This window comes from Litorisediminicola beolgyonensis (assembly GCF_042679605.1).
Taxonomy (GTDB): Bacteria; Pseudomonadota; Alphaproteobacteria; order Rhodobacterales; family Rhodobacteraceae; genus Litorisediminicola; species Litorisediminicola beolgyonensis.
This window is the reverse complement of the sequence record NZ_JBHTMU010000013.1, coordinates 74092-100712: the sequence shown is the minus strand read 5'-3', so window position 1 is coordinate 100712 and position 26621 is coordinate 74092. Positions and strand designations below refer to the sequence as shown.

At 67.2% G+C, this 26621-nt stretch carries 25 protein-coding genes and 1 tRNA gene; 18 read left to right on the top strand and 8 right to left on the bottom strand.

Annotated features, from left to right (window positions below):
* The 3 genes from addB to trxA all read left to right on the top strand — a co-directional run.
* Nucleotides 1-1498 (top strand): double-strand break repair protein AddB (gene addB / locus ACFQ4E_RS09395; RefSeq protein ID WP_386802876.1); only part of this gene is annotated, 1498 nt, incomplete at its 5' end.
* Complete coding sequence (gene addA, locus ACFQ4E_RS09390; RefSeq protein ID WP_386802874.1) at nt 1495-4851, top strand: double-strand break repair helicase AddA; 3357 nt, start codon at nt 1495-1497, stop codon at nt 4849-4851. The genes addB and addA, both read left to right, overlap by 4 nt.
* A gap of 85 nt (nt 4852-4936) precedes the next feature.
* A complete protein-coding gene (gene trxA, locus ACFQ4E_RS09385) occupies nt 4937-5257 on the top strand; it encodes a thioredoxin (protein WP_386802872.1) in 321 nt (106 codons plus the stop codon).
* A gap of 51 nt (nt 5258-5308) precedes the next feature.
* Here trxA and ACFQ4E_RS09380 read toward each other — a convergent pair whose 3' ends face one another.
* Nucleotides 5309-6283 carry a phosphotransferase gene (locus ACFQ4E_RS09380; RefSeq protein ID WP_386802870.1) on the bottom strand — a complete coding sequence of 325 codons (975 nt, stop codon included), beginning with the start codon at nt 6281-6283 and terminating at the stop codon, nt 5309-5311.
* Nucleotides 6284-6357: 74 nt separating this feature from the next.
* Here ACFQ4E_RS09380 and hslV point away from each other — a divergent pair, with 74 nt between their 5' ends.
* The 4 genes from hslV to ACFQ4E_RS09360 all read left to right on the top strand — a co-directional run bounded on the left by hslV (nt 6358) and on the right by ACFQ4E_RS09360 (nt 9639).
* Nucleotides 6358-6915: an ATP-dependent protease subunit HslV gene (gene hslV, locus ACFQ4E_RS09375; protein WP_386802868.1), complete on the top strand. Its 558-nt coding sequence runs from the start codon at nt 6358-6360 to the stop codon at nt 6913-6915.
* A complete protein-coding gene (locus ACFQ4E_RS09370) occupies nt 6912-7988 on the top strand; it encodes a hypothetical protein (protein WP_386802866.1) in 1077 nt (358 codons plus the stop codon). Before hslV ends, ACFQ4E_RS09370 begins: the two co-directional genes overlap by 4 nt.
* A 52-nt stretch (nt 7989-8040) precedes the next feature.
* Complete coding sequence (gene hslU / locus ACFQ4E_RS09365) at nt 8041-9348, top strand: ATP-dependent protease ATPase subunit HslU (RefSeq protein WP_386802865.1); 1308 nt, start codon at nt 8041-8043, stop codon at nt 9346-9348.
* Between the two features lie 81 nt (nt 9349-9429).
* The gene (locus ACFQ4E_RS09360) at nt 9430-9639 is read left to right on the top strand and encodes a hypothetical protein (RefSeq protein WP_386802863.1); all 210 of its coding nucleotides are present in this window, start codon (nt 9430-9432) and stop codon (nt 9637-9639) included.
* Between the two features lie 112 nt (nt 9640-9751).
* On the opposite strand, the gene ACFQ4E_RS09355 is transcribed toward ACFQ4E_RS09360, so the two are convergent.
* On the bottom strand, nt 9752-10348 hold the full coding sequence (locus tag ACFQ4E_RS09355) for a hypothetical protein (RefSeq protein WP_386802862.1): 597 nt from the start codon (nt 10346-10348) through the stop codon (nt 9752-9754).
* A 133-nt stretch (nt 10349-10481) separates the two neighbouring features.
* Here ACFQ4E_RS09355 and ahcY point away from each other — a divergent pair, with 133 nt between their 5' ends.
* From ahcY to ACFQ4E_RS09335, 4 genes are all read left to right on the top strand, one after another.
* Nucleotides 10482-11870 carry an adenosylhomocysteinase gene (ahcY, locus tag ACFQ4E_RS09350; protein WP_386802860.1) on the top strand — a complete coding sequence of 463 codons (1389 nt, stop codon included), beginning with the start codon at nt 10482-10484 and terminating at the stop codon, nt 11868-11870.
* A gap of 204 nt (nt 11871-12074) precedes the next feature.
* Nucleotides 12075-13256 carry a hypothetical protein gene (locus ACFQ4E_RS09345; protein ID WP_386802858.1) on the top strand — a complete coding sequence of 394 codons (1182 nt, stop codon included), beginning with the start codon at nt 12075-12077 and terminating at the stop codon, nt 13254-13256.
* Between the two features lie 150 nt (nt 13257-13406).
* Nucleotides 13407-14390, top strand: a complete 984-nt coding sequence (locus ACFQ4E_RS09340; protein ID WP_386802856.1) for a PRC-barrel domain-containing protein — start codon at nt 13407-13409, stop codon at nt 14388-14390.
* A 136-nt stretch (nt 14391-14526) separates the two neighbouring features.
* A complete protein-coding gene (locus ACFQ4E_RS09335) occupies nt 14527-14868 on the top strand; it encodes a DUF2853 family protein (protein ID WP_386802854.1) in 342 nt (113 codons plus the stop codon).
* A 231-nt stretch (nt 14869-15099) separates the two neighbouring features.
* Here the strand turns inward: ACFQ4E_RS09335 and ACFQ4E_RS09330 are convergent, their stop codons facing one another.
* Genes ACFQ4E_RS09330 through tsaD form a run of 4 tightly spaced genes read right to left on the bottom strand, consistent with a single transcriptional unit; the run spans nt 15100 to nt 17813 of the window.
* On the bottom strand, nt 15100-15513 hold the full coding sequence (locus ACFQ4E_RS09330; RefSeq protein ID WP_386802852.1) for an EVE domain-containing protein: 414 nt from the start codon (nt 15511-15513) through the stop codon (nt 15100-15102).
* Nucleotides 15513-15782 (bottom strand): YciI family protein, encoded by a 270-nt coding sequence (locus ACFQ4E_RS09325; protein WP_386802851.1) that lies wholly within the window; start codon nt 15780-15782, stop codon nt 15513-15515. The genes ACFQ4E_RS09330 and ACFQ4E_RS09325 overlap by 1 nt, the downstream gene beginning before the upstream one ends.
* Nucleotide 15783: 1 nt before the next feature.
* Nucleotides 15784-16737, bottom strand: a complete 954-nt coding sequence (locus ACFQ4E_RS09320) for an NAD(P)H-dependent glycerol-3-phosphate dehydrogenase (RefSeq protein ID WP_386802849.1) — start codon at nt 16735-16737, stop codon at nt 15784-15786.
* Entirely contained in the window at nt 16734-17813 is a 1080-nt protein-coding gene (tsaD, locus tag ACFQ4E_RS09315; RefSeq protein WP_386802847.1) for a tRNA (adenosine(37)-N6)-threonylcarbamoyltransferase complex transferase subunit TsaD, read from the bottom strand. The genes ACFQ4E_RS09320 and tsaD overlap by 4 nt, the downstream gene beginning before the upstream one ends.
* Nucleotides 17814-17886: 73 nt before the next feature.
* On the opposite strand from tsaD, the gene ACFQ4E_RS09310 reads away from it, so the two are divergent.
* The 6 genes from ACFQ4E_RS09310 to ACFQ4E_RS09285 all read left to right on the top strand — a co-directional run bounded on the left by ACFQ4E_RS09310 (nt 17887) and on the right by ACFQ4E_RS09285 (nt 23928).
* A complete protein-coding gene (locus tag ACFQ4E_RS09310; RefSeq protein WP_386802845.1) occupies nt 17887-18612 on the top strand; it encodes a uroporphyrinogen-III synthase in 726 nt (241 codons plus the stop codon).
* Nucleotides 18613-18665: 53 nt separating this feature from the next.
* A complete protein-coding gene (locus ACFQ4E_RS09305) occupies nt 18666-20219 on the top strand; it encodes a mitofilin family membrane protein (RefSeq protein WP_386802843.1) in 1554 nt (517 codons plus the stop codon).
* Between the two features lie 13 nt (nt 20220-20232).
* On the top strand, nt 20233-21732 hold the full coding sequence (locus tag ACFQ4E_RS09300) for a heme biosynthesis protein HemY (protein WP_386802841.1): 1500 nt from the start codon (nt 20233-20235) through the stop codon (nt 21730-21732).
* A 327-nt stretch (nt 21733-22059) separates the two neighbouring features.
* On the top strand, nt 22060-22875 hold the full coding sequence (locus ACFQ4E_RS09295) for a TIGR04255 family protein (RefSeq protein WP_386802839.1): 816 nt from the start codon (nt 22060-22062) through the stop codon (nt 22873-22875).
* Nucleotides 22872-23450: a hypothetical protein gene (locus tag ACFQ4E_RS09290; protein WP_386802838.1), complete on the top strand. Its 579-nt coding sequence runs from the start codon at nt 22872-22874 to the stop codon at nt 23448-23450. The genes ACFQ4E_RS09295 and ACFQ4E_RS09290 overlap by 4 nt, the downstream gene beginning before the upstream one ends.
* 118 nt (nt 23451-23568) lie before the next feature.
* Nucleotides 23569-23928 carry a hypothetical protein gene (locus ACFQ4E_RS09285; protein ID WP_386802837.1) on the top strand — a complete coding sequence of 120 codons (360 nt, stop codon included), beginning with the start codon at nt 23569-23571 and terminating at the stop codon, nt 23926-23928.
* Between the two features lie 5 nt (nt 23929-23933).
* Here ACFQ4E_RS09285 and ACFQ4E_RS09280 read toward each other — a convergent pair.
* Both ACFQ4E_RS09280 and ACFQ4E_RS09275 read right to left on the bottom strand, forming a co-directional pair.
* Nucleotides 23934-24009 (bottom strand) — tRNA-Thr (locus ACFQ4E_RS09280).
* A gap of 357 nt (nt 24010-24366) precedes the next feature.
* Entirely contained in the window at nt 24367-25344 is a 978-nt protein-coding gene (locus ACFQ4E_RS09275) for a LysR family transcriptional regulator (RefSeq protein ID WP_386802835.1), read from the bottom strand.
* Nucleotides 25345-25521: 177 nt separating this feature from the next.
* Here ACFQ4E_RS09275 and chvE point away from each other — a divergent pair, with 177 nt between their 5' ends.
* The gene (gene chvE / locus ACFQ4E_RS09270) at nt 25522-26586 is read left to right on the top strand and encodes a multiple monosaccharide ABC transporter substrate-binding protein (protein WP_386802833.1); all 1065 of its coding nucleotides are present in this window, start codon (nt 25522-25524) and stop codon (nt 26584-26586) included.
* Nucleotides 26587-26621: the final 35 nt, after the last annotated feature.

Below are 26621 nucleotides of genomic sequence, written 5' to 3'. Positions count from 1 at the left end.
GCGGACCGAGGCGCTGGTGGCGGGGCCCGCGGGCGGCGCCGAGGCGCTCTGGGACCGGGCGGAGGGGCGCGGCGCGCTCAAGGTGATGGAGGCGCTGGCCGCCGAGGCCGAACATGGCACCGATCTCGACGCGCGGGGCTATGCCGATCTCTTCGAGGCGGTGCTGTCGCGGGCCGAACCGGTGCGCCGCCCGGACGAGGCGCATCCGCAGGTGCTGATCTGGGGCACGATCGAGGCGCGGGTGATGGGCGCGGATCTGTTGATCCTCGGCGGGCTCAACGAAGGCTCCTGGCCCGAGGTTCCCGCCGCCGATCCCTGGCTCAATCGCGCGATGCGGGCGGAGCTGGGGCTCTTGCTGCCGGAGCGGCGGATCGGGCTTTCGGCGCATGATTTCCAGCAGGCCGCCGCCGCGCGCGAGGTCTGGTTCACCCGCGCCGCGCGCTCGGATGAGGCCGAGACGGTGCCCGCCCGCTGGCTGAACCGGATCACCAACCTGATGTCCGGCCTGCCCGGACGGCAGGGTCCCGAGGCGCTCGCGGCGATGCGCGCGCGCGGTCAGGGCTGGCTTTCGGCGGCGCGCGCGTTGGAGCGGGCCGAGCCGGTCGCGCGGGCGCCGCGCCCTGCGCCGGTGCCACCCGTGGAGGTGCGCCCGCGCAAGCTTTCGGTCACCGAGATCCGGACGCTGATCCGCGACCCGTACGCGATCTATGCGCGCCATGTGCTGCGCCTCCGCCCGCTCGATCCGCTGCAGCCCGAACCCGATGCGCTGATGCGCGGCACGGCGCTGCACGACGCGATGGAGGCCTTTGTCGGGCGCAGCCTTCACGATCCCGATGCGCTGACCCCGGCCGAAATGCGCGCCGAGATCGCCCGGCAGCTCGACGCCCTGCCCTTTCCGCTGGTGCGCCATCTCTGGGCGGCGCGGGTCGCGCGGGTGGCCGAGAGCTTCTGCGCCGAGGAACGCGAGCGGCAGGCGGTGGCGCGCCCGGGCGTGTTCGAGCGCAAGGGGCGCGGCGAGATGGCCGATCCCGCCTTCACGCTGACCTGCAAGGCCGACCGGATCGACATCGACGACGGCGGCAACGCGCTGATCTACGACTACAAGACCGGCCGCCCTCCGACGCCGAAGGAGCAGCGGCATTTCGACAAGCAGCTTCTCCTCGAAGCGGCCCTGGCCGAGCGCGGGGGCTTCGACGATCTCGGTCCGATGTCGGTGCGCCGCGCGGCTTATATCGGCCTTGGCGCCGAGGGCGGCGAGGTCGAGGCGCCGCTCAGGACCGATCCCGCCGAGCCCTTTGATCCCGAGAAGCCCCGGCTGACGCCTGCAGAGATCTGGGCCGAGTTCGAAGAGCTGATGCGGCGGTATTTCGACCCCGGGCAGGGCTTCACTGCGCGCCGCGCGATGCGCGAGGACCGGATGAGCGGCGATTATGACCAGCTCGCCCGGCTGGGCGAATGGGAGCTGTCGGACGCGCCGGAAAAGCAGGTGTTGAGATGAGCCGCGATCTGGCCACCCAGCGGCAGGTCGATGCCGCCGATCCCGGGGCCTCGACCTGGCTCGCCGCCAATGCCGGGTCGGGCAAGACCCGCGTGTTGACCGACCGGGTGGCGCGGCTTCTTCTGGGAGGGACGGCGCCCGAGAACATCCTCTGCCTCACCTATACCAAGGCCGCCGCGAGCGAGATGCAGAACCGGCTGTTCCTGCGGCTCGGGGAATGGGCGATGCTAGACGACGCCGAGCTGACGCGGGAGCTTGCGGCGCTCGGGGCCGAGACCGGCGATACGGTGTTCCTGCAGAAAGCGCGGACGCTCTTTGCCCGCGCGATCGAGGCGCCGGGCGGGCTGCGCATCCAGACAATCCACTCGTTCTGCGCGGCGCTTTTGCGTCGTTTCCCGCTCGAGGCCGGGGTCAGCCCGCAATTTCGCGAGATGGACGACCGCACGGCGGAGCTTCTGCGCGCCGAGATCGTCGAGCGGATGGCCGAGGGTCCCGAGGCCGCGCTGGTCGCCGACCTGGCGGCGGAGTTCACCGGTGCCGACGATTCGCTCGACGATCTTCTGCAGGGCATCCTGGGACATCGCGCGGGCTTCGAGCCTCCGCGCAGCCGTGCCGATCTGGCCGCGGTCTACGATCTCGATCCCGGGCGCGATGCCGACAGCGTGCTGGCGGATGTGTTCAGCCCCGGGGCGGACCGGCTGATCGCCGATCTGGGTCCGGTGCTTGCGAGCTCGGGCGGCAATGACACCAAATATGGCGCGCCGCTCCTGGGCATCACCGGGCGCAGCCGGACGGATTTCGACCGGCTGGCCTCGGTCTGTCTGACGGCCAAGGGCACGCCGCGCGCGCGCTTCCCCAAAGCCGGGCTGCGCAAGGACCATCCCGATCTCTTCGAGGCCTATGATGCGCTCGCCTCCCGGGTCGAGGACGCGGTCGCGGAACTGGCCGCGCAGGACGCGCTTGCCCGCGACTTGGCGCTGCACCGGTTCGCGGCCGCGTTCCTGCCCGCCTATGACCGCGCCAAACTCCTGCGCGGGTTTCTCGATTTCGACGACCTGATCGAGAAGGCGCGCGCGCTTCTGTCCGAGCGGGCGGTGGCGGAATGGGTGCTCTACCGGCTCGATGGCGGCATCGACCACATCCTGGTGGACGAGGCGCAGGACACCTCGCCGGTGCAATGGCAGGTGATCGAGCGGCTGGCGCAGGAGTTCACCGCCGGTGCGGGCGCGCGCGAGGTGACGCGGACGATCTTCGTGGTCGGCGACAAGAAGCAGTCGATCTACTCGTTCCAGGGCGCCGATCCGCGCGAGTTCGACCGGATGCGGGCCGAGTTCCGCGACCGGCTGGCACGGACCGACCGGCCCCTGGCCGAGCGCAATCTCCAGCATTCCTTCCGCTCGGCGGCGACGATCCTGTCGCTGGTCGACCGCACCTTCGAGGGCGCCGAGGACTCGGGCTTTTCGCCCGAGGAGCGGCATGTGGCGTTCAAGTCCGGGCTGCCGGGCCGGGTCGAGCTCTGGCCCGTGGTCGAGGCGCCCGAGACGCCGGAAGAGGCCGAGTGGTACGATCCGGTCGACCGGCTGGGCGAAAGCCACGAGACCGTGGTGCTCGCCCGCCGCATCGCCGCCTGGATCGACGAGCGTCTCGCGGCGGAAACGCCCCTGCCCGAGGCCGAGCGGGACGGCTCGATCCGCTGGCGGCGGATGTCGCCCGGCGACGTTCTGATCCTCGTGCAGCGGCGCGGGCCGCTTTTCGGGGCGATCCTCAGGGCCTGCAAGGCGCGCGGGCTGCCGATGGCCGGAGCCGACCGGCTCAAGGTCATGGCCGAGCTGGCGGTGCGCGACATCCAGGCGCTCCTGTCGTTTCTGGCCACCCAGGACGACGATTACGCGCTGGCCTGCGCGCTGCGCTCGCCGCTTCTGGGGCTCGACGAACAGGCGCTCTACAGTCTCGCGCAGCCGCGCAAGGGCGGTCTCTGGGAGGCGCTGCGGCAGGCACGGGACGTGTATCCGGGCGTTCTCGCGATCCTCGACGATCTGCGCGGCGTGGCCGATTACCTGCGCCCCTACGACCTGATCGAGCGCATCCTGACGCGCCATGACGGGCGGCGGCGCCTGATCGGGCGGCTGGGCGAGGAGGCCGAGGACGGGATCGACGCGCTTCTGGGACAGGCGCTGGCCTATGAGGAGGGCAACGTGCCCTCGCTGACCGGGTTTCTCCAATGGATGCAGAGCGACGATCTGGAGATCAAGCGCAGCGCCGAGGCCGCGGGCGGGCGCATCCGGATCATGACGGCGCATGGCGCGAAGGGTCTCGAAGCGCCGGTGGTGATCATGCCCGATTGCGCGATGCGGCAGAACACGCTTCGGGCGCAGGTGCTGCCGGGCCCCGGCGCGGCGCTCTGGAAGGCACGGGGCGATGCCAAGCCCGCGGCACAGGCGGCAATCGAGGACGAGATGAAGGCCGCGCAGCTGCGCGAACGCGACCGGCTGCTCTATGTCGCGATGACGCGGGCCGAGACCTGGCTGGTCGTGGCGGCGGCGGGGCAGCTCGGCAAGGATGGCGCGGCCTGGCACGACCGCATCCGCGTCGCGATGGAGGCCGAGGGCGCGGCGCCGCTTCCAGTGACGAGCGATGGCGTGGCGGTGGGCGAGGGTCTGGTCCTCGGTGCGGATTTCGCGTCCGTGGGGACGGCGGAGGACGCGCCCGAGGCGGGCGACGAGGCGCTCGCCGATCCGCCGGAGCTTGCGCCCTTGCCGCCGCTGCCCTTCGCGGAAGTGCTGCGCAGCCCGTCGGACCTGGGCGGAGCCAAGGCGCTGCCAGGGGCGGCGGGCGACGACACGGAGACGGCGCTGGAGCGCGGCACGCTCCTGCACCTGCTTCTCGAGACGCTGCCGCTCTTCGACGCGGACGACCGGAAAGCGGCGTCGGACGCGGTGCTTTCAGCGCGCGGCGTGGCCGAGGCCGAGCGGGCGGCGCTGCATGACGAGGTGACGGCGCTGCTCGAGGCCCCGGCGCTCGCGCGGCTCTTCGATCCCGGCGCGCTGGCCGAGGTCGGGATCACCGGAGAGGTCGCGGGGCTCGGGCGGCTCTCGGGGATCATCGACCGGCTGGTGCTGACCCCGGAGCGGGTGCTCGCGGTGGATTTCAAGTCGAACCGCACCCTGCCCAAGGGCCCCGAGGACACGCCCGACGGGCTTTTGCGACAGATGGCGGCCTATCGCGAGATGCTGCGCGCGCTCTATCCCGACCGGCGCGTGGAGACGGCGCTTCTCTGGACCGCGGCGGGCCGTCTCGACACGGTTCCCGACGCGCTTCTTGATGCCGCGCTGGCGCAGGCCGCAACATCTTGACGCTACCCTGCCCCATTCTTACGTTCTGGGCCAACACGGGGCATATGCCTCGCGACCGATTCACTGCATTTTCAGGAGAACTGATATGGGCACTGTCGCTGTCACCGATGCCACGTTCGATCAGGAAGTAAAGAATTCCGACGTTCCCGTGGTCGTGGATTTCTGGGCCGAATGGTGCGGCCCCTGCAAGCAGATCGGCCCGGCTCTGGAAGAGCTGTCCGACGAGTATGGCGACAAGATCAAGGTCGCCAAGGTCGATGTCGACCAGAACCCGAACACCGCCGCCGCCATGGGCGTGCGCGGCATTCCGGCGCTCTTCATCTTCAAGGATGGGCAGGTCGTGTCGAACCGCGCGGGCGCGGCGCCGAAGGCCGCGCTGAAGGGCTGGATCGACGACTCGATCTGATCTCTGCCCGAGAGGTTTTAGGGACCCCGTCGCAGCCGCGGCGGGGTCTTTTCATGTGGGGTCGGCAAAGCTGCGCTCGGCCAGCGCCATGAGGCGGCGCAGGCGGCGATCCTGGGCGGGGCTGCGCTCGGCCTCGGTCGCGGGCAGGCCCCACCAGTCGGCGAGGATCCGGTGGCGCAGCAACAGCCCGACCGAGGGATCGTCGGGACCGACAAGATCGTAGCCCGCGAAGAAGCCGTCGCGGGCAGCGGCAGGCAGAACATCGCCCGGAGCGATGGTTTTGGGGTCGGCGCGGAGCGTGGCGTAATCGACGAGCAGGCGCGCGAGGTCGTGGCCGACCGGCGCTGATCCCGCCTCGGCGAAGTCGAGACCGGCGGTCTGCGGTCCGATCACGATGTTGCGCATGTGCAGATCGCCATGCAGCGCGGCGGTGACGCTCTGGCGTCCGGCGAAACCCGGCGCGAGCGCGCGGTAGCGGGCGGCGGCGGCGCGGAAGCGGCTGTCCTGCGCGACCCGACGGGTCCCTGCGTCCATCTCGGCGAGGATGCGGTCGAGATAGTCGAGCTGGAATTTCGGCCGGAACGGACGGCGCTCGCCGAAGCCGCTCTGGTGGAAGGCGGCGATCCAGGCCCCTGCACGCCTCAGAAGCGCCGGGTGGTCGCTTGCGGGCGCCTCTTCGGTCAGGCGAGACAGATGCGTGCCCGCGACGAAACCCATGAGGCAGGCCTGACGCTCGGGATGGATCGCCAGGAGCGGCGGCACGGTCATGTGGGCGCCCGAAGGAAACCGCGCGGCGATCTCGGAATGGCGCGCCATCTGCGCCAGGAACGCCTCGGGCCGCTCGGGGCGCGCCTCGTATTTCAGCACGAGATCCGCGCCATCGCGCGACATCCGAAGGAGCACCCGCGCCACGCGCGCATCCTGCCGGAGGGCCAGGCGCGACGCGGTCCAGCCCGACGGATCGAGCCCGGCCTCGCGGGCCAGATCGGGCCAGAGTGCCCGTGCATCGCGGTCCAGATCCTCCATGCCCGTCTTTCCAGCGGGTTGCGCCGCTGCTGTCCAGCCCTCATATCGAGCCGGACAAGAGATTGGAGATCCACATGGCCGAGAACGACTTTCCGGGATGGCACGGCACCACGATCATCGGCGTCAAGAAGGGCGGCCGGGTGGTGATCGCGGGCGACGGGCAGGTGAGCCTTGGCAACACGGTCATCAAGGGCTCGGCCCGCAAGGTGCGGCGGCTCTCCCCCGGCGGTTACGACGTGGTCGCGGGATTTGCCGGATCGACGGCGGATGCGTTCACGCTTCTGGAGCGGCTCGAGGCCAAGCTCGAGGCGACGCCCGGTCAGCTTCAGCGCGCCGCGGTGGAACTGGCCAAGGACTGGCGCACGGACAAGTACCTCCAGAAGCTCGAGGCGATGCTGATCGTGACCGACGGGGCGGAGCTTTACGTGATCACCGGCGCGGGCGACGTGCTGGAGCCCGAGCATGACGTGGCTGCCATCGGATCGGGCGGCAATTACGCGCTCGCCGCCGCCCGGGCGATGATGGACAGCGACAAGGATGCCGAGAGCGTGGCGCGCGATGCGATGGCTATCGCCGCCGATATCTGCGTCTTCACCAACGGCAACCTGACCGTCGAGACCATCGGCGGATGATCGACGAGGACGACCTGCGCGCCGCCGTCCAGGCGGGCATGATCACCGAGGCGCAGGCCGCGACGCTCGGCGCCCTGGCACACAGACGCCGCGGCGCGCGCGAGAACCTCGCCGAGGGCGACGAGCCCTTCGAGCTCTTCCGGGGCTTCAACGAGATCTTCATCGTCGTCGGCCTCATCGTCCTCGCGACCGGCTGGATCGGTCTGGCGGGCGTGTCGGTCACGCTGATGAGCTCCGACCCGCGCAACTCGGTGATCTTCTGGTCGATGATCGGCGCGGCGCTCGTCTGGCTGCTGTCGGAATATTTCATCCGCCGCCGCCGGATGGTGGCCCCGGCGATCATGCTCTCGGTGCTCTGGGCCGGGAACGCGCTGCCGGGACTGGCGGTGGCCTTCGCGAACATCTTCGAGCTGGCGATGAAGGAATACAGCTCGCTGACGGTGCCGCTCGGGGTCACCACCGCGGCGGTGGCGCTCTTCTGGTGGCGCTTCCGCGTGCCCTTCGCGACGGCGATGATCGCGGTCGGCCTCTTCGTGACCGCGATGCTGCTCGCGGCCTCGTCCTCGGGCTCGCCCACGACGCTGCGCGAGGTGTTCCTGCTGTCGGCGGACGGGCCCTTTGCCTGGATCACGCTGGCGCTCGGAGCCTTGGTCTTCGCGGTGGCGATGGCCTTCGACATGTCCGACCCGCACCGGGTGACGCGGCGGGCGGCGAACGGCTTCTGGCTGCATCTCGTGGCCGCGCCCGCGCTCGTCAACACGCTGGCGCTGACGCTTCTCGAGCGGCAGAACCATCCGCTCCTCGCCGCGATGCTGGTGGTTCTGGCGGCGATTGCCATCATCATCGACCGGCGCTCGTTCCTGATCGCGGCGATCGGCTACACCGTGGTGCTTTCGGGCACCTTGTTCGAGGCGGATGGCGCGGCCGTGACGGTGTTTCTCCTGGGGCTCGGGCTCCTGCTTCTGGGCGCGTTCTGGGACCGCATCCGGGCGCTTCTCCTGGCGATGCTGCCGGGCTGGCTGCCGCTCGAGAAACTGCCGCCCTCGACTGCGGTTCCGCTCAAGCGGGTTTGAATTCCTGCCTCCGCGCCCCCAACTCGATCCCGACAAAGCACAAAGGCACGACATGACCGACCTGACCCCGCGAGAGATCGTCTCGGAGCTCGACCGCTTCATCATCGGCCAGAAGGACGCCAAGCGCGCCGTGGCCGTGGCGCTGCGCAATCGCTGGCGGCGCAAGCAGCTTGCCGACGATCTGCGCGACGAGGTGTATCCCAAGAACATCCTGATGATCGGGCCGACCGGCGTCGGCAAGACCGAGATCTCACGGCGGCTGGCCAAGCTCGCCCGCGCGCCCTTCATCAAGGTCGAGGCGACCAAGTTCACCGAGGTCGGCTATGTCGGCCGCGACGTGGAGCAGATCGTGCGTGACCTCGTGGATGCCTCGATCGCGATGACCCGCGAGCACATGCGCGATGACGTGAAGGCGGCGGCGCACCAAGCCGCCGAGGATCGCGTGATCGCCGCCATCGCCGGTGAGGACGCCCGCGAGGGCACGCGCGAGCGCTTCCGAGAGAAGCTCAAGCGCGGCGAGCTCGACGACACGATGATCGAGCTCGACATCGCCGAGACCGCGAGCCCCTTCCCCGCCATGGAGATCCCCGGCCAGCCCGGAATGGGGATGGGCGGCATGAACCTCGGCGACATCTTCGGCAAGGCCTTCGGCGGGCGCACCGTGCGCAAGCGGATGAGCGTGCGCGACAGCTACGAGATCCTGATCGGCGAAGAGGCGGACAAGCTTCTGGACGACGAGCAGGTCAAGCAGGCGGCGCTGTCGGCGGTCGAGCAGAACGGCATCGTGTTCCTCGACGAGATCGACAAGGTCTGCGCCCGCACCGACGCGCGCGGCGGCGATGTGAGCCGCGAGGGCGTACAGCGCGATCTCTTGCCGCTGATCGAGGGCACGACGGTCTCGACCAAGCACGGGCCGGTGAAGACCGACCATATCCTCTTCATCGCCTCGGGCGCGTTCCACATCGCCAAGCCCTCGGACCTCTTGCCCGAGCTGCAGGGCCGCCTGCCGATCCGGGTAAACCTGCGTCCGCTGACCGAAGGGGATTTCGTCCGCATCCTGACCGAGACCGACAACGCGCTGACCCGGCAATACACCGCGCTCATGGCGACCGAGGAAGTGACGGTCACCTTCACCGAGAACGGCATCGCCGCGCTCGCGCGCATCGCCGCCGAGGTGAACACCAGCGTCGAAAATATCGGCGCGCGGCGGCTCTACACGGTGATGGAGCGGGTCTTCGAGGAGCTGTCCTTCACCGCGCCGGACAAGTCGGGCGAGACGATCACCGTCGACGCCGATTTCGTCGAGACCCACCTGGGCGACCTGAGCCGGTCGACGGATTTGAGCCGGTATGTGTTGTGACGCGGTCGTCTCGCGCTTGGTAGGGGCCTGTAAACCATTTGGCGCAATGCCGTTCTCTTACTGAGAACAGGAGGCCAGCCTGTGCTGGCAGAGGTCGTCAACGAGCGGCTCAAATATCTTGCCGGTCTTTGCAACGGGCTTGCGCTCGGGTTTATCGGTTTCTCGCTGATACGACCGCTCACCGATGGCGATAGTCCGGCCTGGCGATACGTGGCGGGCGGATTTGCCCTGCACGCGCTCGGTCATTATATTCTCGGCATGTTGAGAGAGGAAAACACCGATGTCGCCTGAGACGCAGGTTCTTCTCACCGGCTTGGGGATCGGCGTCGTTCTGGCGGCTTATGGTCGGTACCTCGTCTGGCGCTATGACCGCGAGGATGCCCGCAAGCGGTCGGAGTAGACCCTACCCGATCTCCGCCAGCAGCGCCGCATGCCGCGCGGTGAACTCGGCGCGGGTCTCCGCGGCGGGTCTGAGGCGGATCGACAGGCCCTCGCGCAGTTTCGGGTCAGGTGCGCCGAAGAAGCGGTTGGCCTCGGTCACCGAAAAGCCCGCGATCTCGACCGCCTCCATCCAGGCCGAGACCTTGTCTGCCTTCTTGATCTGCTTCTTCAGCGTCACGGGCGTCTGCGCTTGCAGTCCGAAGCGGATATGGATCGCCGCCGAGAGCCGCTTGTCGAGCTCCTCGTAATCGGGACCGACCGCGGCCTTCACCGGCGAGATCATGTCGCCAATCACGTATTCCGGCGCATCGTGCAGAAGTGCCGTCAGCCGCTCGCGCGGGCTGGCCTTGGGGCAGAGACGGCCGAAGATCTCCTCGACCAGAAGCGAATGCTCGGCCACCGAATAGGCGTGATCCCCGCGCGTCTGGCCATTCCAGCGCGCGACGAAGGCGAGGCCGTGGGCGATGTCCTCGATCTCGATATCCATCGGCGTCGGGTCGAGAAGGTCGAGCCTGCGGCCCGAGAGCATGCGCTGCCAGGCGCGGGGTTGTCTGGCCATGGGTGCCGTCCGTGAAGGCTGTGATGGCCCCTGAGTGACATGCGCGCGAGCGCGGCGCAACGCGCGTTGCCGCGGGCGCGACCGAATGCTACCAGCCTTGCCAAGCTCGAATTCACCGACCGGAGGGCCGGACATGACGCAAGACTACATCGTGAAAGACATCGCCCTTGCCGCCTATGGGCGCAAGGAACTCGACATCGCCGAGACCGAGATGCCCGGCCTCATGGCGCTTCGCAAGGAATATGGCGAGGCGCAGCCGCTCAAGGGTGCGCGGATCGTGGGCTCGCTCCATATGACGATCCAGACCGCGGTCCTGATCGAGACGCTGGTGGCGCTCGGGGCCGATGTCCGCTGGGCGTCCTGCAACATCTTCTCGACCCAGGATCACGCCGCCGCGGCGATCGCCGAGGCGGGCGTTCCCGTCTTCGCGATCAAGGGGCAGACGCTCGAGGAGCATTGGGACTATCTCGACCGGTCGTTCCTCTTCGAGGACGGTCCGAACATGATCCTCGACGATGGCGGCGACGCGACGCTCTACGTCCTGCTGGGCGCGCGCGCCGAGGCGGGCGAGGACATCATCCCGGTGCCGCAATCCGAGGAAGAGGCGGTCATCAAGGCGCAGATCAAGAAGCGGATGGAGGCGAGCCCCGGCTGGTTCACCAAGATCCGCGACCAGATCCGCGGCGTGTCGGAAGAAACGACCACCGGCGTGAACCGTCTGTATCAGCTGACCAAGGAAGGCCACCTGCCCTTCCCGGCGATCAACGTGAACGACAGCGTCACCAAGTCGAAATTCGACAACAAGTATGGCTGCAAGGAAAGCCTGGTCGACGGCATCCGCCGCGCCACCGACACGATGATGGCGGGCAAGGTCGCGGTTGTGTGCGGCTATGGCGACGTGGGCAAAGGCTCGGCGGCGTCCCTGCGCGGCGCGGGCGCGCGCGTGAAGGTGACCGAGGTCGATCCGATCTGCGCGCTGCAGGCCGCGATGGACGGGTTCGAGGTCGTGCTTCTCGAGGACGTGGTCGCGAGCGCCGACATCTTCATCACCACCACCGGCAACAAGGACGTCATCCGCATCGAGCACATGCGCGAGATGAAGGACATGGCGATCGTCGGCAATATCGGCCATTTCGACAACGAAATTCAGGTCGCCGCGCTCAAGAACCACAAATGGACCAACATCAAGGAACAGGTGGACATGATCGAGATGCCGAACGGCAATCGCATCATCCTCCTGTCCGAAGGCCGCCTTCTGAACCTGGGCAACGCCACCGGGCATCCGTCCTTCGTGATGTCGGCATCCTTCACCAACCAGGTGCTGGCGCAGATCGAGCTCTGGACCAAGGCGGATCACTACGCGATCGGCGTGCATATCCTGCCCAAGCATCTCGACGAGAAGGTCGCCGCGCTGCATCTCGACCGGATCGGCGTGAAGCTCACCAAGCTCGCGCCCGACCAGGCCGCCTATATCGGCGTCACGCCCGAGGGCCCGTTCAAGCCCGAGCATTACCGCTACTGACGACCCAAATCGTCGAATGATGTGTCGAGTTTCCGCCTTTTCGGCGGGAACTCGCCTGCGGGCGTGCCGTCATCGGCGCTTCTTGGCCCGCTGCAGCGCGGCATCCGCCGGATCGGCTGCAACCTTTTTCCCTCCTCCCTTGTTGGAAGCCCATACCAGCGCCGCTGTCATGGCTGCGCGATGCGTGCCGAAGGAGGACACGACATGCTTAAGAAACTTATGATGAGCGCGGCCACCGCCGCTTTGCTGACCAATGCCGCGACCGCGGAGCAGCACACCAGCGGCAACGACGCTGCGATGGAAGAGCAGACCGAAGAGTCGCAGACCTCGTCCGAAGGCTCGACCGACGCGGGCGGCGACGCCAGTGCCGAAGCCACGGCCTCGGGTGACGGTGCAAGCGCCGAAGCGAGCGCCGAAGGTGGCTCCGAGAGCGAGAGCGACAGCGCCGAGAGCGGGTCGATGGGCTCGGAGAACAAGTCTGAAGAGAACAAGTCCGAAGCGGGCTCGATGGGCTCGACCAACGGCGGCAACGCCAGCGAGACCGGCCAGCAGAACGCGGGCAGCGCCAATGACAACGGTCAGAACAACGCTGCAGCCCCCGCGCAGGACAATTCGCCCGCGATGGACGGCGCGCAGCCCGAGCTGGTTGCCCTGACCATCGGCGACATCCTCGGCATGCAGGTCGAGACCCCCGACGGCGAAGGCATCGGCGAGATCGACTACGTGATCGAAAGCTCGGACGGCGTCGACCTGGTGATCGGCATCGGCGGCTTCCTCGGCCTCGGCGAATACACGGTCGCCATCCCCGTGTCGGAGTTTAAGTACGATTCCGAGCGCGGCGTGCTGATCCTCGGCACCGACAAGGAGACCCTCAAGGAGAAGCCCGAGTTCGACGAGAGCGGCGCCGAGAGCCTGCCCTCGGATGACCCTCTGTCCAACTACTGGAGCGGTGAGAACGGCGACAGCGACGAATCCGCAGCCTCGTCCGAGACCGAGATGGGTGCGACCGATGGCGAAGCGTCGGACATGACCTCGTCCGAGGGCGAGACGTCCGACTCCGAAGCGACCGATGGCGAGACCGGCGAGATGGACGCGACCAACTCGGACACGCAGTCGGCCGACAGCGAGACGTCGACCGAGACCGAAGCGAGCACCGAGACCGACGCATCGGCTGAGACGGACACGAGCGGCACGGACACCGAAGCGACGACCGAGACCAACACCGAGATCGATGCAGAAGCCTCGACCGATGGGAGCTCGACCGACGCCGAAGCTTCGGCTGACACCGAGACCGAAACCGACGCTGGCACCGACACGGAAACGGACTCGGGCAGCTCGGAGACCGAAAGCAGCAGCGAGAGCGAGAGCGAGACCCAGAACAACTGATCTGGTCTGCTTGAGGTTGCTGGAAGGCGCGCCACATCGGCGCGCCTTTTTTCATGTCACACGGATCATGGATGTTTTTGCCCCGGACGGAAACCATCCCCCCGGTCTCGCGCGTTGAGCCGCAAACGTGATCCCTATCGGAGACCCGCCATGTTACGCACCCTGCTCCTCAGCGCTGCCGCGCTCACCATCGCCGTCCCGGCCTGGGCCCAGAGCGACGCATCGACCGACACGCAGCTTGTCTCGGCGGTGCCGCCGGGCACGCCGGAGCTGTCGCCCGACCTGAGGATGTCGCGCGTGAAGGACCTGGTCGGCCTGCCGGTCGTCAATCCCGAGGGCGAGACGCTGGGCGAGATCGAGGCGATCCAGACCGCCGGAGAGAGCTTCGAGGCGATCCTGTCGCATGGCGGGCTCTTGGGCCTCGGCGACAGCGACGTCGTGATCCCGATCACGGATCTGACCCTGTCCGAGGACCGCGCGTCCTTCATCCTGGCGATGACCGAGGACGAACTGGCGGCGCTGCCCGAGATCGACGACGACGCGATCGACCCGCTGATCGGCGAGGTCACTTTGGGCGATCTTCTTCCGACGCAGAACATGGGCCGCAACAGCCACATGAATATCGACACGACCGGCAATGGTGGTGGCGGTGGCGAGCGTGCCAGCTCCGAGGACGGGGGCGAGAGCGCGCAAGGCCGCGCCGACGCGCCTGCGGCCGGTCTGAGCGACAGCGCAAGCTCGCTGTCGGGTGGCACGGAGGCACCTGAGCAGGAGAGCGCTTCGAGCGACGGCGCGTCAGATCAGGGCGAGGACGATCAGAGCGCGTCTGAGGAAAGCTCCGACGGTCAGTCCGCGACCGAAGAGAGTGCCGACGGCGAGGCCACGACAGAGGAGAGCGCGGACGGCCAGACCACGACCGACGAGAACGCCGACGGCCTGACCGCGACCGAGGAAAACGCCGACGGACAAACCGCGACTGAAGAGGCCCCGGCCGAAGAGGGCGCGCAGTCCGAGGACGGGTCCGACCCGTCGGCCGAGGAGTTGAGCGAGAGCGTCCCGGACACGCCGCAGGAGGAAGAGCCCGGCAACCAGACCTCGAGCGGCGAGAGCGTCCCCGAGACCAAGGACAACTGATCCCGCCCGACACACCCCCCGCGCCAACGCGCGGGGGATTTCGCTTGGCGCGACGGGGTTTCAGCCGATACGCTCCTGCGCGGGTCCGCGGGAGGCGCGGGTTCAGGTATTTTCGGCGGAACAGGGAGCCAAGACCGTGGGAAAAAGAGACGAGTTGATCGCGAAATATGCAGACGATCTGCGCAACAAATGCGGCATGGAGCCGGACATGGACCTTCTGACGAAGGTGACCATCGGCTGCGGACCGGCGATCTACAATGACGACGCCTCGACCGTCGCAGCCTCGCAGAAAAGCGAGCTCGAGACGATCAAGGAGAACTTCCTGCAAAAGAAGCTCGGCCTGCCCGACAGCCCGGACCTGATGGCGGCCATCGACTCGGTGATCGAGACCTACGGCAAGTCCGAGCGGAACAAGTACCGCGCGGTCTTCTATTACATGCTGGTCAAGCATTTCGGCAAAGACAGCGTCTACGGCTGAGGCTTTGACCGCGTCCCGGTTACCGGGACGTTGACAGACTGAGAAGAATTGCGGGCGTTCGGCATTTGCCGCGACGCCCGCGTGCTTGTTAGGCTCGCGCGACAGAGACCAGAACGGTCGGTCCCGGATATCCGACGCAGCGTGGGAGCGCTGGGTGAGGACGAGGGTTCCGGCCCGGGCGGTCCGGGACCCTCGCGTGATCCTTTCGGCAATCGCGGGGGCGACGCGGGATCAGCCCTTGGCCATCTCGAGGATGAAGTCCCATTCCTCGTCGCGGACCGGCTGCACCGACAGGCGCGAATTGTTGACGAGCACCATCTCCTTGAGACGCGGCTCGTCCTTGATCGCATCAAGGCTCACCGGCGCGGGCAAGGGCTCGATCGCCTTGATGTCGACGCACTCCCAACGGTCGTCATCGGTGGTGCTGTCGGGATGCGCCTCGGCGATGATCTCGACGATGCCGACGATCTCGCGGTCCTTCTGGCTGTGATAGAAGAAGCCCCGGTCGCCCTTGGCCATCTCGCGCATGAAGTTGCGCGCCTGGTAGTTGCGCACGCCGTCCCATTCCTCGCCCGCATCGCCCTTGGCGACCTGATCGTCCCAGGACCAGGTCGAGGGTTCGGACTTGAACAGCCAATAGCGCATCAGCCGATCACCTTCTTCCACTCGATCAGCTCGACATCGCCGAAGAGGCCCGCGTGCTTGTAGGGATCGTTCGCGGCCCAGTCCTCGGCCTCGGCGAGATCGGCGACCTCGAGGATCACGAGCGACCCGGCCATGTCTCCGTCGACGATCAGCGGACCGGCCTGAACGACCTTCCCGGTCTCCTCGATATAGGCGAGGTGGCGGTCGCGGTTGGCCTTGCGGATCTCGAGCGCACCGGGCTTGTCGCGGGCGATCAGGGCTACGAACATGTCATTCCTCCTTGAGCGGGCGCGCCAGCAACGCGGTGATCGCGTCGCTCACGCTGGTTTTTCCGCTACATATCGCGTCCACCGCGACGGCGATAGGCAGCTCGATCCCGGCCTCGCCCGCAAGAGCGGTGACGGCCCTGGCGGTCGCGACGCCCTCGACGGTGCCGCTCTCGCCCGCGCCGCCCGAGCCGAGGCTTTGCCCGTGGCGGAAGTTGCGCGAGAGATCCGAACCGCAGGTGAGGGCGAGATCGCCCAGGCCCGAAAGACCGGCCAGAGTTTCGGGGTCGGCACCGAGATGCGCGGCGAGGCGGCGCATCTCGGCAAAGCCCCGGGTCATCAGCGCGGCGCGGGCGCTGTCTCCGAGGCCCGCGCCGATGGCCGCGCCGCAGGCGATGGCGACGACGTTCTTGAGCGCGCCGCCCAGTTCCGCGCCGATGGGGTCGGGGCTGCGATACAGCCGGAGCGTCGGCGTCGAGAGCGCCTTTTGCAGATGTTCCGCCGCGGCCTCGTCCCGGCAGGCCAGCGTCAGGGCGGTCGGCAGGTCGCGGGCGATATCGGCGGCAAAGCTCGGACCGGTCAGGATCGCGGGCACCGCGTCGGGATGGGCGCGCGCGATTAGCGCCGTGGGACCGAGGTTCGAGCCGAGGTCGATCCCCTTGCAGGCGGCGACGAGCCTCTGGCCGGGGCGCAGGCGCAGGTTCGGCAGGAGACCCGAGAGCGCCTGCATCGGCACGGCGAGAACCAGCGTTCCGGCCTGGGACGCGGCGCCGAGGTCGTCGGTGATCAGAAGGCTGTCGGGGAGGGCCGCGTCCGGCAGGCGCGGGGCGCGATGGGTCCGGCGCATCTCGGCGACGGCCCCGGGATCGCGGCTCCAGAGCGTCACCTCGCGCCCGGCCCGGGCCCAGACCACCGCGAGCGCGGTGCCGAACGCCCCCGCTCCCAGAACCGAGATCATGCCTTGGCGCCTTTGCGTCCGCTGCCCAGCATCGGCGCGGCGCCTTGGTCGAGCGGCCAGCGCGGGCGCGCGGCGAGGGTCATGTCGTCGCCCGCGCCTGCCTCGAAGAGCTCGCCGCCCGCATAGGCGATCATCGCGGCGTTGTCGGTGCAGAGCGCCAGCGGCGGGGCGGTGAAACGCAGGTCCCTCTCGGCACAGAGTTCGGTCAGCGCGCCGCGGATCGCGGTGTTGGCGGCGACCCCGCCCGCGACGGCGAGCGCAGGCTCGGCGGGGTGTTCGGACAGGTAGAGCGTCAGCGCGCGTCGGGTCTTCTCGGCGATGACATCGCAGACCGCCGCCTGGAACCCGGCGCAGAGATCGGCCCGGTCGGCGCGGGTCAGCCCGCCCTTCTCGGCCACGATCGCGTCGCGGGCGCGCAGGAGCGCCGTCTTCAGGCCGGAGAAGGAGAAATCGCAGCCCTCGCGGTCCAGAAGCGGACGCGGGAACGCAAAGCGGGCCGGATCGCCCGTGGCGGCCTCGCGCTCGACGGAGGGGCCGCCGGGTTGCGGCAGCGCCAGAAGGCGCGCGGCCTTGTCGAAGGCCTCGCCGGGCGCGTCGTCGATGGTGCCGCCGAGCCGCGAAAAGGCTTGCGCGCCGCGCACGATCAGGAACTGGCAATGGCCGCCTGAGACGAGGAGCATGAGATAGGGATAGGCGAGCCCGTCGGTCAGCCGGGGCGTCAGCGCGTGACCGGCCAGGTGATTGACCCCGATGAGCGGCGTGCCGAGCCCGAGCGCCAGCCCCTTGGCCAGCATCACCCCCGACAAGACACCGCCAATCAGGCCGGGACCGGCGGTCACGGCGATGGCATCGATGCCGGAGAGGGTCACACCCCCGCGCGACAGCGCCTCTTCGACCGCGAGATCGAGCTTCTCGGCATGGGCGCGGGCGGCGATCTCGGGGACGACGCCGCCGAAGGCCGCGTGCAGTTCGGCCTGCCCCAGGACGACCGAGGACAGCACCTCGCGGCCGCGCACGAGGGCCGCCGCGGTGTCGTCGCAGCTCGATTCGATGCCGAGGATCAGGGGCGGGCTCATGGCGACCGGCGTTGCGTGAAACCAAAGGCCGGGGTAGCACCGTCGGGTGCTGCCCACAATGCCGGAGCTCGCGATGCCGAGACCGCCGATCCTGTTGATGACCCGGCCAGAGCCGCAATCCCGCGCCTTTGTCGAGAGCCTCGGCGTGGAGGTCGACGTGGTGATCTCGCCGCTCATCGGGATCGCGCCGGTGGGTCCGTTGCCCGATCCGGGGCGGTTCGCGGGGCTGATCCTCACCTCGGCCAACGCCGCGCGGATCTACGGCGAGATCGACGGGACCAAGGGCCTGACCGCCTGGTGCGTGGGTGCCCGCACCGCCGACGCCGCTCGCGAGGCCGGGCTCGAGGCCGAGGCCCTGGGCGGCGACGCCGCGGCCCTGACCGAGTCGCTCATCGCCCGGAACGTACCCGGTCCGCTTCTGCACCTGCGCGGCTTCCACAGCCGCGGCGCGGTGGCCGACCGGCTGATCGAGGCAGGGATCGAGACCCATGAGGCGGTGATCTACGACCAGCCCGCGCAACCGCTCACGCCCGGGGCCCGCGCCGCGCTCGATGGCGACAGACCCGTCATTGCACCGCTATTTTCCCCGAGGACAGCGGAAGTTTTCGCCCTATATGAGCCGTTTGACGGATCGGTGCATGTGGTCGCGATGAGCGCCGCGGTGGCCGAAGCGGTCGAGGGGCTGCCCCTCGCCGGATTAGAGATCGCTGCCTCTCCGACGGGCGCGGACATGGCCGAGACGGTTCTGCGACTGTTGTCTCGGCTGGCTGCGCTTGAGACACCGGAAGGCGGACAGTAAGGTTCAATGGGCGTCCGGATCGCCCGGACGACAGACTCGAAGGGGATTGCCGCGTGGCACGATCGAAAAAACCCGCAAGCGAGACGCCCAAGGGCGGCACGGAAACCGAGGCCGAAACCGACGCCAAGGTGACCGAGGCGGCCTCCGACACCGCAGGCGACGGCACCGAAACGCGCGACGAGGACACGCCGGGCCGGGTCGAGGAAGGCGAAGCGCTGACCGCGGCGGCCCCCGAGACCGACGGCGCGGGCTCGGAGACACCGACGCCCGCCGACGGCGACATCTCTTCGGACGATCCCGACGCGGCGATGATCGACAAGGGCGAGGCGCTCGCCCCCGAGGGCACGGACGAGCCGGGCGGCCCCGCCCCGGAGACAAACGCAGACGCGCCGGTCGCGGCCGAGACAAGCGACGAGACCGAGGCGTCGCGCCCCGGCGAGCTGCCGGGCTTCGCGCCCGCCCCGAACCCGCCGGTGCGCGAGGTCGTGGTGCAGCGCAAGGGCGGCTTCTTCCCGATGCTGCTCGGCGGTGTCGCCGCCGCCGCCCTGGGCTTCGCGCTGTCGGAATATCTCGGGCCGCAGGGCTGGTTCGGTGTCGGCAAGAGCATGTTCGAGGACGAGACCCGCGACGCGATGGCCGCCCAGCAGCAGAGCCTCGACACGCTGAGCGGACGGATCAACGGCATCGAGACCGGCCTCTCCGAGGTCGACCTGACCAGCGTCGAGACGGCGGTCGCCGATCTCGTGCAGCGCAGCGGCGAGCTTGGCACCCAGGTCACCGCGCTCAAGGGCCGCGTCGACGACATGGCGGGCGTGCTCGAGACCATGGCGGGCGAGTTGACCAACACCAGCTCCTCGGGCAGCGCGCTCGACCAGCGGCTGACCGCGCTCGAGAAAGCCCCGATGGAAGAGATCGTCTCGCCGGAGACCATCGCCGCCTACGAGCGCGAAATGGCGCGCATCCAGGAGGCGGTCGAGTCGCAGCGTGGCGATTTCGAGAGCCGCATCGCAGCGCAGCAGGCGGAGATGGAGGCGCAGCGCGCCGAGATCGCAACGCTCGCCGAACGCGCGGTCGAGGCCGAGCGCCAGGCCGCCAGCGAAGCGCGCACCGCCGAGCTGCGCGGCGCTGTCGCCCAGCTGGCCTCTGCCGTGGACAACGGCGCGCCCTATGCCGAAGAGCTCGCGACGCTCGATGAGAGCGGCGCGGTCGAGGTCCCCGAAGGCCTGTCGGCCTCGGCCGAGGAAGGCGTCGCCACCCTTCAGAGCCTCGTCGAGAGCTTTCCCGATGCAGCCCGCGACGCGCTCGCGGCAGCGCGCGGCGAGACCCCCGACAGCCCGCCTCAGGGCGTGGGTGGCGTGGTCAGCTTCTTCAAGTCGCAACTGGGTGCCCGGTCGGTGGTACCGCGCGACGGGGACGATCCCGACGCGGTCCTGTCGCGGGCCGAGGCCGCCGTCCGGGACGGCGATCTCTCTACCGCACTCTCGGAGATTTCCGCACTTCCCGAGGCCGCGCAGGACGCGATGGCCGACTGGACCGCACGGGCAGAGGCCCGGGCCGCGGCTCTCACGGGCGCCGAGGCGCTCGCCGAGCAACTGAACTCGAACTAAGGGGCGCGCCGACATGCTGTGGTCTCTCATCAAGATACTGGTTTTCGTCGCCCTCGTCGCCGCACTGGCCTACGGGGCAAGCTGGCTCATGGGCACAACGGGCGGGGTGCAGGTCACCGTGGCGGGGGTCGAATACACCTTCGGCCCGCTGCAATCGGTGATCGGCGCCATCGTGCTGCTGTTCCTGGCCTGGGTCTTCTTCAAGCTCCTGTCGCTGCTCATCGCCACGATCCGCTTCATCAACGGCGACGAGACCGCGATCACCCGCTATTTCGACCGCAACCGCGAGCGCAAGGGCTACGCCGCGCTCGAGGAATCGCTGACCGCGCTGGCGGCGGGCGAAGGCAAGCAGGCGATGGCCAAGGCCGCCAAGGCCGACCGCTACCTGCACAAGCCGCAGGTCACCAATCTCCTGACCGCGCAGGCGGCGGAACTGCAGGGCGACCGCAAGAAGGCCGAGGACACCTACAAGCGCCTTCTCGAGCATGACGAGACCCGCTTCGTCGGCGTGCGCGGCATCCTCAAGCAGCGCCTGGCGCAGGGCGATACCGACACGGCGCTGGCGCTCGCGCAGCGCGCCTTCGCGATCAAGCCCAAGCACGAGGAAATCCAGGATATCCTCCTGAAGCTGCAGGCCAAGAACGGCGACTGGCAGGGCGCGCGCGAGACGCTGAACGCCAAGCTCAAGCACGGCGCGCTGCCTCGCGACGTGCACAAGCGCCGCGACGCGGTACTGGCGCTCAGCCAGGCCAAGGCGGTGCTCGACGAGGGCAAGTCGATCGAGGCCCGTGAGGCGGCGATCTCGGCCAACAAGACCTCGCCCGATCTGGTGCCCGCCGCGACCATGGCCGCGCGCTCCTTCATCGCAGAGGATCGCAAGAAGAACGCCACGCGGCTTCTCAAAACCGCATGGGAGGCGCAGCCTCATCCCGACCTTGCGCAGGCCTTCGCCGAGATCGAGCCCAAGGAGACCCCCGCCGAGCGTCTGCGCCGGTTCCAGCACCTCCTGTCGATCAACCCGACCCATCGCGAGACGCGGCTTCTGAATGCCGAACTGCACCTCGCCGCCGAGGATTTCCCCGGCGCGCGCCGTGCGCTCGGCGATCTGCCCGAGAGCGATCCCGACACCCGCGTGCTGACCATCATGGCGGCGATCGAGCGCGGCGAAGGGGCCGAGGACGCGGTGGTCCGCGGCTGGCTCGCCAAGGCCGTCACCGCGCCGCGCGGTCCGGCCTGGGTCTGCGAGAATTGCAGCCATGTGCAGGCCGAGTGGACACCGGTCTGCGGCCATTGCGAGGCGTTCGACACGCTGGCCTGGACCCGTCCGCCGCAGGGCGACGCCTCCCCGGTCGGCGCCGAGATGCTGCCACTCCTGGTCGGCCCCAGCGCAACCTCGCCGACCACCCCGGCGCCCGAGCCCACCGGCCCGAACGCCGAGGTGCTCGAGCACATCGCCTCGACCGACAAGACCCGGAAACAGGCGGCCCCGGACAGCGAAGAGGCAACGAAATAGGCTCTTTTCAGGGGGCGGCCCCGGTGCTAAGAGGCCGCCCACCAGCTCTCTCGCAGAGACCAGTGCCGGTGTAGCTCAGCTGGTAGAGCACGTCATTCGTAATGAGTGACGAATCGCCCAAATGTCTAAACACCATCAAGACGTTAGGTGTGTTCAATACTCCGGATTCCGAGAATGTTTCGAGAATTTGCAGCCGTCAGTGTGACCTATGTGCTCCAAGCAGTGCATGCAGCGCCTCACGCAGAATGATTCGGGAAATTTGGGCGGTGCCAGAACGACGCCCGGCCAAGCCATTGAGCGGGAATCGTTTTATCATGTTGAATCGGAATGAGTTTTTCGATTCAATCGAAGGCACTCAGTGAGGTTTTCAGCGGTCATGGAATGAGCCGCCGGGAGGGCTTGTTGCGCTATAAGAAGGCACCGATCTTGGAGGCCGTGCTGGAGTTCCGCTGGTCGCAAACCAAGACGTTGGACGATCTGAAGGCTGTTCTAGCGTCTTCGGAGTTCGACGCCTTCGAGGAACCCAAGCCGAGGGTCCAAATCGACGCAGCAGTCAATTTTGACGCGAACGCATTTTCTCATCAGCAACGCCAGCTGGGGTTTGAAGCGGCGCTTCGTAACGGTTCCGAGATCGTGTTCTTGGAAGCACAAAAGTTCGTCTTTGTGCAGCGGGCGCCGTATGATCGGTGGGAAAACTTTTCCCAACGCGCACTGGCGTTGCTTGCTTCCGTCTTGTCTGCTCTTGGGCTCGGTGAATTCTCGCGGGTTGGGCTGCGGTTTGTTAACCGGATCGACATACCCAATCATGACGGGCCCGGGATCGACACCGATGAGTACGTGACGATCAAATTCGACGGACCTCGTCATGATATTGGTATCATTGAAGAGTTCCAGATGAGAGTGGTGAAGCCGACCAAAAAGGACGGCATTCACTACGCTCTCGTGCTCGCGACAACTGCGTCCCCGTTGCCCGGCAACTCGGCCATTCTGTTGGACATTGACGTTTTTTCACGACGTCCGGTGCCGGCAAGCGGCAAAAAATTGATTCACACGCTCGATGTAATGCGGGGCGAAAAGAACGATATTTTTGAGGACTGCCTCACAGACAAGGCGCGTTCACTGTTTGGAGGAGTGGAAGAATGACCTTCATAGACATGGGAGTCTTCCCAAGAGGGCCGCTCGTCTCCGGGCGGGCTTATGACAGGATCAATCACTTCTTTGGTCTGCTCGGGCAAGTGGGTGGGGCGGACCGGATCGAAACGCAAGACGCTCCAACATCGTCTACTCGGAGCCCTTTGGAAGAGCGTCTTAGGTTCGTCCAAGATACGATTTCCGAAGTTTCGATGCACCTGCCCAGTGGGTTTGCGGCGGGCCTGAACAAGCAGTTCGCAAACCTGATGGATGAAGATGCTTGGGAAGACAACGATGAACTTATTAATCCGGAGGCACTGACAGCGTTCTTCATGTTGCTCATTTGCTCGGGGACAGGACGACGCCCCGGAATCGGAACTAACGGTCGCGGCTCGATCACGGCATCTTGGACAGCCGCAGGCAACCGCCTCACTGTTGAGTGTCTTCCGAGCGGAAGAGTTAGCTTGGTTCTATCTCGCCAGCAGGGCGACGGTGAAGTTGAGCGGGCAGCTTTTGGCCACATTAAGCCCCAGCGGGTTCGCGAAGTACTTGCGCCTTTCGAACCCGAGGTTTGGTTGGACGGCTGACGGCGACGATCTCCCCAACCCCAGCCGCGTGGTGCGCTATGTGCCATACGGAAAGATGCGGAAGGACGAGGATGACAATTTTCTCGGTCCGCTACCTTCCGCATTCGAGGAGCGTGAGGTGGATGAATATCTTTCCGTGACTTGGTGCGAATACTTCGAGGGATCGGACGAAGAGCAGCTGCGCTGTTCCGTTGAAGCAATTCGGAACAGCAACATGAATGTTAAAGCGAAAGCATGCTTTTGCATAGGGAGCACGCCCGAGATACTCGCAGCCATCGACGACGCGGGCAGCGCTGGTCGCGCTGTGTATCACCCAGAAGATGACAACGATGCCCATGCTGGCATCTACGGTATTGCCCCAGAAGAAGCCCAGCTGCTCACACGCCTCGCCGACGAAGTTTGGTGTAAATTCCTCACCAAAGCCGCAGCTGACGCACTTCCCGAGAGCGGATGTGCGAAATCAGTAGATGTTGCGTAAAGAGATGGTGCCTCAAGAGGGACTCGAACCCCCGACCTTGTCCTTACGAAGGACCTGCTCTACCAGCTGAGCTATTGAGGCGGGCCGCCCGTGCTAATAAAGGCAGCGTTTAGTGCTTTCAAGGGTTTTTCACTTGAGCAACTGTCAATAAGTTGCTGTCGCAAGTTCAGCGCGCCTGCTCACGGAGCATAGGCTCGAATCCTATCACCGGCACCACAAAATCACGACAAGAGCACGATCCTTGTTTGTTAATGCTCTTGCGCCTGTGGGCGATCGTCCTGAGACACCCGACGTAAACCCGCCTGCAAGCGCGGTCGCGACGGGATGACTGGTTGGTGGGCTGAGAGCGCACTCGCCGAAATCGCATCTAAAAAAACGTCCATTCCCGCCTGTCCGATCCCGATCAGGTCGTAGTGCTGTCGGCTGCCTGGGCCTTCGTCACGCGCCGATGCGCTGTTCGATCAGCATGAGGACGCGGCGCACGGCGGGGGAGGGCTCGACCGTGCTGAGGCGGATCAGGGAGTATGGGACCACGGCCAGATCGTCGGCGATGGGAAGGCGGCGGATGCGGCCTCCGAAGGCGGACTCGCCCGCGTAGAAATCGGCAGGCGCACGGGCCAGGGGGGCGATGGCGTTCGTCTCGCAGATGATCGCGAGCGTCAGCAGCATCGACGAGGTGCTCAGGATGCGCGCAGGCGGATTGAGACCGTTGCGCAGCAGGTAGGCCTCGGCGGTGCGGCGGAGGAGCCCGGTTTCGGGCTGCATGACCCAATCATAGGCCAGGCAATCGGCCATTGTCAGATCCGCCTTGCGCGTCAGCGGGTGCTCCAGCCGAGTGACAAGCGACACGGGCTCCGGCCCCACTTCCGTCAACGTGATCGCGCGCTTGTCGATGTCGTCCGGGACGCGGCCGATATAGAAATCGAGATCGCCCGACAGCAGGGCGTCGGCCAGCTTGTCGCTGGTGTCCACATGGACCGACAGCGCGATCTCGGGATAGGTCACGCGCAATTGCCGCAGGACGGGCAGGACCAGTTCGACCGCCGGGCCGGTCACGCTGCCGATGCGCACCGAGCCGCGCTCGCCGGTGCCGAGGGCCGCGATCTGGTGCTGCACGTCCTCGAGGCCATGCAGGATCTCGCGCGCGCGGGCAGAGAGCATTCGACCCGCCCGCGTGAGGGTCACGCCGCGCGCATGGCGCTCGTAGAGCCGCGCATCGACCATCCTTTCAAGCTCCGACATCAGGCGTGAGGCGGCGGGCTGGGTCATCGCCACCTGCGCGGCCGCGCCCGACACGGTGCCGGTCTCCTCGATCGCCACCAGGAGCCGCAGCTGCGGCAGGCGCAACCCCTTGCGGATCAATTCGTCCCGCGCCGGAAGGGTGGGGGTCTTGGCACCGCTATGTGTCTCGGGCATCTCGACCCCATCATACCAATTCGGGCATATCATTTATCAGATAACGAATTTGATTGATATACCGCTCGATGCGCATGATCTCCCATGTCCCACGGACTCACGTCGTCCTCGGGCAGCCAAAGATTACAGGTCCGGATCATCGTGGAGGATGGTGCCCGGACGATGGGAGGACTTCAGATGATAATCACCAGACGCACCCTTGGTGCGACCGCGCTTGCGCTTGTCCTAGCCGCCCCCGCTTTCGCGCAGGACAAGGGCTATGTCGGGATCGCCATGCCCACCAAATCGTCGGCGCGCTGGATCGACGACGGCGACAACATGGTCAAGCAGTTCGAGGAAGCGGGCTACACCGTCGATCTGCAATATGCCGAGGACGACATTCCCAACCAGCTGGCGCAGATCGAGAACCTCATCACCAAGGGCGTCAACGCGCTGGTGATCGCCGCCATCGACGGGACGACGCTGACCAGCGCGCTGGCCAATGCCGCCGCGATGGACATTCCGGTGGTCGCCTATGACCGGCTCATCCGCGATTCCGGGGATGTGAGCTATTACGCGACCTTCGACAACTTCAAGGTCGGCGTGCAGCAGGCGGAAACGCTTGTGCAGGGGCTCGAGGAGCGCTTCCCCGATGCCGAGACGTGGAATGTCGAGCTGTTCGGCGGCAGCCCGGACGACAACAACGCCTATTTCTTTTACGACGGCGCGATGTCGGTGCTGCAGCCGATGATCGATGAGGGCAAGATCGCGATCCCCTCGGGGCAGATGGGCATGGACACGGTCGGCACCCTGCGCTGGGATGGATCGGTCGCGCAGGCGCGCATGGATAATCTCCTTTCGGCCAATTACACCGACCAGCAGGTGCATGGCGTGCTCTCGCCCTATGACGGTTTGTCGATCGGCATCATCTCGTCGCTGCAAGGGGTGGGCTACGGCTCGGGCGACATGGCGATGCCCATCATCTCCGGCCAGGACGCGGAAATCCCGTCGGTCAAGGCGATCCTTCGGGGCGACCAGTATTCGACCATCTTCAAGGACACCCGCGAACTGGCGCGCGTCACGGTCGGCATGGTCGATGCGCTGCTGCAGGGCGGCGAGCCCGAGATCAACGACACCGAGACCTATGACAACGGTGTCAAAGTGGTGCCGTCCTACCTGCTCGAGCCGCTGCCCGTGACCGCGGAGAACTGGGAAGAGCGGCTGGTCGACAGCGGCTATTACGAGAAGAGCGAGATCGAGTAAGCCCCTTCCGCTTGCTCGGCGACCGGCCCGCTTCA